General features: G+C 61.4%; 4 protein-coding genes. 1 reads left to right on the top strand and 3 read right to left on the bottom strand.

Features of this window, described 5'->3' with window-relative positions:
- Positions 1 to 77: 77 nt before the first annotated feature.
- The 3 genes from NW862_RS09740 to NW862_RS09730 form a co-directional block, all read right to left on the bottom strand.
- The gene (locus NW862_RS09740) at positions 78 to 1,367 is read right to left on the bottom strand and encodes a M16 family metallopeptidase (protein WP_414337136.1); all 1,290 of its coding nucleotides are present in this window, start codon (positions 1,365 to 1,367) and stop codon (positions 78 to 80) included.
- 61 nt (positions 1,368 to 1,428) lie between these two features.
- The gene (locus NW862_RS09735) at positions 1,429 to 2,733 is read right to left on the bottom strand and encodes a M16 family metallopeptidase (protein WP_414427131.1); all 1,305 of its coding nucleotides are present in this window, start codon (positions 2,731 to 2,733) and stop codon (positions 1,429 to 1,431) included.
- 84 nt (positions 2,734 to 2,817) lie between these two features.
- A complete protein-coding gene (locus NW862_RS09730) occupies positions 2,818 to 4,032 on the bottom strand; it encodes a site-2 protease family protein (RefSeq protein WP_414335773.1) in 1,215 nt (404 codons plus the stop codon).
- A 318-nt stretch (positions 4,033 to 4,350) separates the two neighbouring features.
- Between NW862_RS09730 and nrdJ the strand changes: the two genes are divergently transcribed.
- A complete protein-coding gene (nrdJ, locus tag NW862_RS09725) occupies positions 4,351 to 7,941 on the top strand; it encodes a ribonucleoside-triphosphate reductase, adenosylcobalamin-dependent (RefSeq protein WP_414427130.1) in 3,591 nt (1,196 codons plus the stop codon).
- Positions 7,942 to 8,060 lie beyond the last annotated feature (119 nt).

Raw genomic sequence — 8,060 nt, 5'->3', positions numbered from 1 at the left:
GGGCAGAGGAAGAGACAAAAATCTCGCCGTAAAGCGGATGGGGAAACCCCACCCGCCTGCGCGGTGGGGTAGTTCATTCAAAACACCAGCTCAACTTCTGCTAAGGCAGCTTCCGGCCCCACCAGGGCAATGGCCGGGTTGGTCAGATAGGTTTTCGCAGCTTGATGGAGCTGCTCTGGGGTGAGCTGCCTGACCTCTTGCAAGTACTGCTGGTCGAACTCCATGCCCAAGCCCAAAATCTCGTACCAGCCGGCCAGTTGCGCCACTTGGGCATTGGTTTGTTTGCTGAGGGCGTATTGGCCCAATAGCTTGCGCTGGGCCATTTCTATCTCTTCTGGGGGGAGCGGATTGGCCTGCAGACGGTGGATTTCTGCCTGCAGGCGCTCCAGGGCTACCTGGGTGTTCTCCGCCGCAGTGCCCATATAAACCCCAAAAGGAGCGGGATCCCGACGGGTGGCAAAAAAAGCCGAGACCTCATAGGCCAGGCCGCAGCGCTCCCGCAGCTCCACAAACAGGCGGCTGGACAGACCGCTGCCCAGGTAGGTGGCCAGCAATTTCAGGGCTGGATAATCCGCAGAAGCCGCAGGGGATCCGCGAAAGCCGATCAAGAGGGTCGTCTGCTGGGTGGGCTGGGGCAGCTTCAGCAGTTGCGGCTCCCTCAGAGGGGGTAGGGGAAGATCCAGGTCTTTTGGAGAGGGGCCGGGAACAACCCAGTCTCCCAAAGCAGCTTCCACTTGGGCAGCCATCTGCTCCGGCGGCTCTGGGCCGATCACCACCATCACCATTCCATCGGGACGACAGTGGGCCGCATGATAGGCTACCAAATCCTCGCGGGTCAGGGATCCCACCGTCTCCAGCCGTCCCAGCCCCGGTAGGGCGTAGGGGTGATCCCCGTAGAGGGCTTGCCGCACCCGATCAAAAGCCAAGCTGAAGGGCCGTTCCTGTTGGGCGCGAATGGCCTGCAGCATCAAATCCCGCTCCCGCGCCACCTCCGCCTCGGGAAAGCTGGGATCCCGCAGGAGCTCCGCCAGCAACCCCAGCAGCTCAGGAAAATCCGCAGCCACACAGCGCAGGCTGACCTCGAAACAGTCGGCAGAGCTGTCCACCCCCAGCGAGGCTCCCAGCGATTCCACCCAAGCGGCAATGGCCTGAGAGTTGTGCCGATGTGTCCCTTTGGTGAGGACAGCCGCCGTCAAGTGGCTCACCCCCGCCTGCTGCGGTCGCTCTGACCGGCTGCCGCCGCGGAAAAAGCAGTGGGCCGCCAAGATCTCCACCGTTGGGTTCTGGCCCAGCAACAGCGTGAGGCCATTGGCCAAAAGGACGCGCTGTAGACGGCCACGTTGGGTGGCAAACAGGGTAGCGTTCATGCAGGCAAGGGATCCCGGTCCAAAATCCGAAAATCAAGGGTCTGGGGCGTCGAGGTAGCGCTCAACGACAAGCCAGTTGCAGCTCCGAGACTGCCGCCGGATCCAGAGCAGTTGGCTTGAGAAGGGTGACCACATGAGCTTCCGGAGACAAGTATTGCTGGGCCAGTTCCCGGAGCTGAGCCGGGGTAAAAGATTGCAACAACTCCAGGTACTCTTGAATGCGTTGCACCCCACTCAGCGTCTCGTAGTAGCCATAGATACTCGCCAGTTGACTGGGAGACTCGGCGGAGAACAAGAACTCATGGGTGAGCATACGTCGGGTGCGATCCAACTCCGCTTGGCCGATGCCATCCTGCTGTAACTTTTCCATCTCGTGCAGGATGGTCGCCTCCACCCGCGCCACATCCTCCGGCTCCAGTTGGGCACTGATACAAAAAAGCCCTCCCTCCTTCAGCACCAGCGAAGAACAGCCAATGGCCCTCACCCAGCCCCGCTGTTCCCGCAGCAGATGAACCAGCCGCGAAGTACGGCCATCTCCCAGCACAGAAGCCAACATCTCCAAGCCACAGGCCTCTTGCCAATCGTCAATGCCGACGGTGGGCCAGGCCAATTTCAGGCGGGCTTGCTCCAAGCGGACATGGGTGCTCTCCCGGCGCAGGATCCCTTGGGGACGAGGCTGCGGCGGAATGGGGGGGCTGACCGCTGCCGGCCCGGCGGCAGAGCCACCAAACTGCTCCTCCACCAAAGCCAGCGCCTTTTCAGGTTCGAGGCCACCCGTCACCACCACCGTCATGGATTCAGGCCGATACCAGCCGCGGTGGTAGGCGCGCAGCAGCTCAGGGGTCAGTTGCATCAGGCTTTCTGGCGTGCCCAACACCGGTCGTCCATAAGGGTGCTCCCCGTAGGCGGTCTCCATCAGAAGCTGATAGGCGGTGTAGTCGGGGTTGTCGGCGGCGCGGCGAATTTCCTCCAGGACCACCTGCCGCTCCCGCTCAAACTCCTGCTCCGGGATCCCGGCCCGCAAAACCACCTCTGCCAGGTAAGGCAAGGTATCGGCCAGGTCGGCAGCGGCCACCGTAATGTAGTAGTGGGTGTAGTCTTGGCTGGTGGCCGCATTGGTAACTCCCCCCCGTCCTTCAACGGCCCAGTCCAACTCACCGGGGGCCAAACGCTCGCTGCCCTTAAACACCATGTGTTCCAGAAAATGGGAGATGCCCAGGCACTCCGGCAGCTCATGGCGTGCACCTGCCCGTACCCAGACATCAACAGTAACAGAATCGGCAATCGGGATGGGATGAAGGATGACGCCTAGCCCATTGCTCAGTCGGTGGGTGTAGGCGGGCAAAAGACGAGGAGCGCGATTCAAAATTCTTAACTAATAGAGAACACTCTTAATTATAGAGGGAAAAGGTCGCCGCGAAATAGCATTTGAGACTACTTTTCTTGGCATTTAAGGCTCGTTGTGCAGATCTGGGGATCCCTGCCAAGAGAGACTGGGGGATCCCTCGCCGGCCAGATTGTCCTCCACCTGAAATCCAGGGGGCCACTCTTGGCTGTCTCGCACCCGTTGCACCACCTCTTGGGGCAGCAGAACCCCCAACTGCCGGGCAGCCATGGCCACCACATCGCCCCGATCGATCAAGCCGGCAATGGCACCGCTGGGCGTGAAGACCAAAATGCGGCGCGGTTCTGCCTGGCGCATCATCTGAATCACCTGGGGGATGGGGGTCTCCTCTCGTACCCCCTGCAGTTGCTCCATCGGCTTGAGAATGGCCTTGAGGGTGAGGCGATCCCACTGGCTGCGCTCGATGTCGTTGAGCAGTTCTGGCCTGACCAACCCGCGGTAGCGGCCGTCTTCCTCGGCGAAATAAATCTCTGCTGGCTGAGCTGGGGCTTCCGGCTTGAGGGAAGAGGGCACCAGGTAGCGATCCACAAACTCCCGCAGGCTCATGTTGGCATCCAACACCCGAAACTGGCGGGTCATCACATCGGCAGCCTTCAGGCGGGCCAACACCTGCTGGAGCTGGGCATACTGGCTGTAGCGGCGGGCGGTGTTCAAAATAAACAGTCCGATCAGTCCCAGCCAGAGGCCATTCAGGCTGCCAGCAAAGACCGCCAACAACCCTAGCCCCAACAGGCCAAAGCCGACAAATTGTCCGGCCCGAGCCGCCCAGATCATGCCCTGTTGGCGATCCCCTGTCCAACCCCAGATGGCCGCCTTGAGCATTTGCCCTCCATCCAGAGGCAGTCCCGGCAGCAGATTAAACAGGGCAATCGTCAAGTTGATGGCAGCCAAGTTGGTGAGGGTTGAGGCCAGCATCGACTCCGGCACAGCCCAAGCCCGGGCCAGGCTGAAGATGAGGAACAGGCCCAGGCTGAGGAGGGGACCTGCCACCGCCACGCAAAAAGCGCCGAGGGGACGGGGGACTTCCCGCTCAATCGCTGCCATGCCCCCAAAAATAAACAGGGTAATGGAGTTAACCCTTACTCCGTAGGCGCGGGCCACCAGGCTGTGGGCCAGCTCATGGGCCAGCAAGGAGAGAAACAGCCCCAGCGCCGTCACCACGCCGTAGGAGAGCACCAGCAACAGAGCCGCCGGAAACCAGGTGTAGTCGATGAAAAAGGGGATCCCCCACAAGCTACCGATGCGCAGGCGACTGGTCATGGCATCCAACTCCTTCTACAGTTTGCGCCCAGGCGGGCGACTTTTCGAGAGAGCAAGCGACCCTCTTCCCCGGGATCCCTCTTCATCCACTGTAGCCCCTCTGCCTGGCCTTCCGTTCCCTCCGGCAGACACCTCGGGAGAGATAACCGGGCCGGCTCTATCCCTAGGGGATCTTTGGGAGCTCTTGCCAGCACAACACTACCTGCAACACCAGGCTCCTGAAGATTGTGATAACGTGGTTGGGCATCGGGTCGGCGGGGTTGCAAACCGACGCTCAAAGGAGCTTTAGCAGGGGAGCCTTGCAGGAGGGGTGTGGCTATGGTTCAGAGCAAAGAAGTACATTCTCCGGAAATTCAGGGACTTGGTCTCGCCGAGGTGACGGGATCCCTGGGCGAGTTCCCAGCAACAGCTCCGACGGCCGCTCCAGTGTTCTACCGCACCTACAGTCGGCGGCGCCCGGATGGCAGCCGCGAGACTTGGAGCGACGTCTGCGATCGCACCCTGACCGACATTGCCCGCCTAGGACGCTTCACTCCCCAGGAGCGGGAGCTGGTGGAACGTCTGCAGCGGCAGTTGAAGGCGTTGATCTCGGGCCGGGCCCTGTGGGTGATGGGCACCGACTGGATCCAGAAGCCGGAAAACTACTCTGGCGCCTACAACTGCACCAGCACCACCGTGGTGGACTGGCGCTCTTTTGGCCTGATGATGGATCTGGCCATGATGGGCTGCGGCACGGGGGCGGTGCTGGAGCCCCAGTTCATCAACCGCTTGCCCCCCATCCTCAACCGCCTGCAGGTACAGGTGGTGGGATCCCTCGGCGCCACGCCCCGAGAGCAGCGGCAGGAGCACACCCGCATCCAGCGGCAGGGATCCCGGGTGCACATCCAGGTGGGGGATAGCCGGCGGGGCTGGGTGGAGTCCTACCAGGCGCTGCTGGAGCTGGCGGCGGATCCCAGCTTGGGCGGCGAGGTCCAGGTGACGGTGGACTTGAGCGATGTCCGCCCTGCCGGCGAGCGGCTACAGGGGTTTGGGGGTGTGGCCAACCCCATCAAGCTGCCCGGCCTCTACGAGCGCTGTGCCGCCATCCTCAACAAAGCGGTGGGCAGACAACTGAACTCGGTGGAGTGCTGCCTGCTCATCGACGAGGCGGCGGTGACGATTGTGGCGGGGAACATTCGGCGGTGCTTACCTGAAAACGCCTTGGTGCACACCTCACAAGGTCTGGTGCCCATCAAGGATGTGCAGGTAGGCGATTGGGTTCAGACCCCCCTTGGGTTTCGTCGGGTGGTCAACAAGTTTGACCAAGGGATCCAAGAAGTTTACGAAATAGAGACCAATGCCCTTCCTTTCTTTTCAACTTTGAACCACCGCCATGCGGTTTTGGCAGACGCTCGGGGGAACATCGCATGGAAAAGTACCCACGAGTTAGTCGAGGGGGATCGTCTGCTGCACAACACCCAAGTTCTCCCCGGCACCATTACCCACCTCCCTGAGGACTTTACGGCACCTCGTCCAAGACAAAGCCCCACCGCAAAGCCCCTGCACATCCCGCCCCTGACACCAGAGGTGGCCTGGCTCATTGGGTTTACCCAGGGGGATGGGTATGTTGCGCTGGGGCGCGATCTCCACGGCAAGCCCTACGGTCACCTGGAGTGGAGTGCCAATACCCTGGATCCCGAGCTGCTTTCCCGTCTCCAAGCTAAGCTGGAGCAGGCGCTAGCCGCCTTCGGGCTGACAGCTACCTGCAGCTATGGGCCAGGGGAGAACAGGGCAAAGTTTGTGTGTTCCTGCATCCCGCTGGCGGAGTATTTCGAGCGGCACATCAAGAAACCAAAGCAACCCCTGCAAGTTCCCGACTTTATCCTGCGCGGCACCGTTGAGGTACGGTCAGCTTACCTGGCAGGCCTTATCGACAGCGATGGGTCAACCCGTAGTCATCCCCCCCAATTGCTGACAACTGTCCACCGCTCCTTTGCCCTGCAAGTGGGGGCTGTGCTCTCCAGTCTGGGTATTGCAGGCCGACTCAAAATCCTCCCCCCCCAGCAGGAGAACTGGCAGGTTCAATACAGCCTTACCCTACCGGCGTTCAAGGATCGGTACAACGCCTTGGTGGCTCCCTACTCAGCTAAAGGGAAGTTGCCCCAAGGGCTGGAGATGCATGGCTTTACGATTCCGGGTTCCCTGCTGCAGGAAGTATACAGCTACACTGAGATGCGCGGCATGGGCTGCCAAGGAGCTCGGTCGGTCGAAGCCAACTATGAACGATACTTGGCTGAGTCGGGGTTGGATTTGGATATCCCCGTTACAGTTAAGGGCCTAGGCAGCCATGACTGGGTACGAACCTACGACATTGAAGTCGAAGAGGCTCATTGCTTTTACTGCAATGGCTATCTCACCCACAACAGCGCGGGCATGCGCCAATTTGCCGCCGACGACGAGCTGGGATCCAGCGCCAAGGACAACCTCTGGCAGCAGGACGAGCAGGGCAACTGGAGAATTGACCCGGAGCGGGATGCCCTGCGCATGGCCAACCACACGCGCGTGTTCCACCGCAAGCCAACGCGAGAAGAGTGCATTGCGGCGGTGCGCAAGCAGTTTTACTCCGGCGAGGGAGCCATCCAGTGGGCGGGGGAAGCTGTGGCGCGGGCCAATGCCGACCTGCTCGCCACTCCAGAATTGAAACAGACCTTCCTCAACATCTATGCTTCCCAAGGCCCAGAGGAAGCTCGACGCTGGCTAAAACACCACTGGCCAACCCTGCCCGAGGCTGAACTGGAGCACCGGCTGCGGCGGTATGGGTTAAACCCTTGCGGCGAGATCATTGGATGCGACTTCCACTGCAACCTGGCTGAGATCCACCTCAACCGGCTGGATCCCCACAACCGCCAGGAACAAGAGGAGGCCTTCACAGCCGGGGCCCTGACAGCGGCGGCGCTATTGCACCATCGCTTTGTCGAGCCCCGCTTCCAGCGCTCGCGGGAGTGGGATCCCATCGTCGGCGTCTCGTTTACCGGTCTGTTTGACTTTTGCGTCAAAGCCTTTGGGGTAGACTGGCTGCGCTGGTGGCAAGAAGGGAGGCCGGATACGCCCCTGGGGCGGGAGTTCAAGCAGCAGGAGCAGGAATACCTCAGCTTTTGGAAGGAAGTTGTCCACCGCGTGGTCTGGGACTACTGCGACCGCCACGGGTTGCGCCGTCCCAACCGCTGCACCACTGTTCAGCCCGCTGGCACCAAGTCCCTGCTCACCAACGCCTCGCCCGGCTGGCACCCGCCCAAGGCCCAGCGCTACATCCGCCGCATCACCTTTGCCAAAAACGACCCCGTGGCCCTCGCCTGTCTGGACTATGGCTACTCGGTAGTGCCCGCCCAGGCGGACAAGGACGAAAACGGCAACCTGCTCAACGACCCCTTTGATCCCCGCTGTACCGAGTGGCTGGTGGAGCTGCCGGTGGAGGTGGAGTGGGCCAATTTGCCCGGCGCCGAGGAGATTGAGATTGAGCGCTTCTCCGCCCTGGCCCAGTTTGACTTTTACATGCAGGTGCAAAAGTACTACACCACCCACAACACCTCAGCTACCCTTGAGCTGCGCGAGGACGAGATCGAAGCGCTGGGATCCCGCATTTACGAGGCCATCCGCGACGACGAGGGCTACATCAGCGCAGCGCTGTTGGCCCGCTTCGACGCCCCCTTCCCCCGCCTGCCCTTCGAGAAAATCGACAAGGCCACCTACGAGCGGCTGGTGGCCGAGGTCAACACGAGACGAAGGACAGACGACTTCTTCGCGGCCCTGGCCCGCCATGACCACCACCTCGCCCTGGCAGCAGAGGGGCCGGCAGGGTGTGATGCTTTGGGGTGTCTGTTGCCAGATACGGACTCCGCCCCGCTATCCCCAACGGCGCCTCAGAGCTAGGCCCCAATAAGGAGTGGGTAGCTCTTTGCAACACAGCAGAGTAGCTTGGTAGCCCCGTACTAAGGACTCCGTCCCGCTAGCGCGAGTAGTGCGGGGCGGAAAAGCCTTCGATGCTCACC

It is taken from the genome of Synechococcus sp. H55.8, from assembly GCF_047462375.1.
Classification (GTDB): Bacteria; Cyanobacteriota; Cyanobacteriia; order Thermostichales; family Thermostichaceae; genus Thermostichus.
The sequence above is the reverse complement of the archived record's forward strand: the minus strand, read 5'-3'. Positions and strand labels throughout refer to the sequence as shown.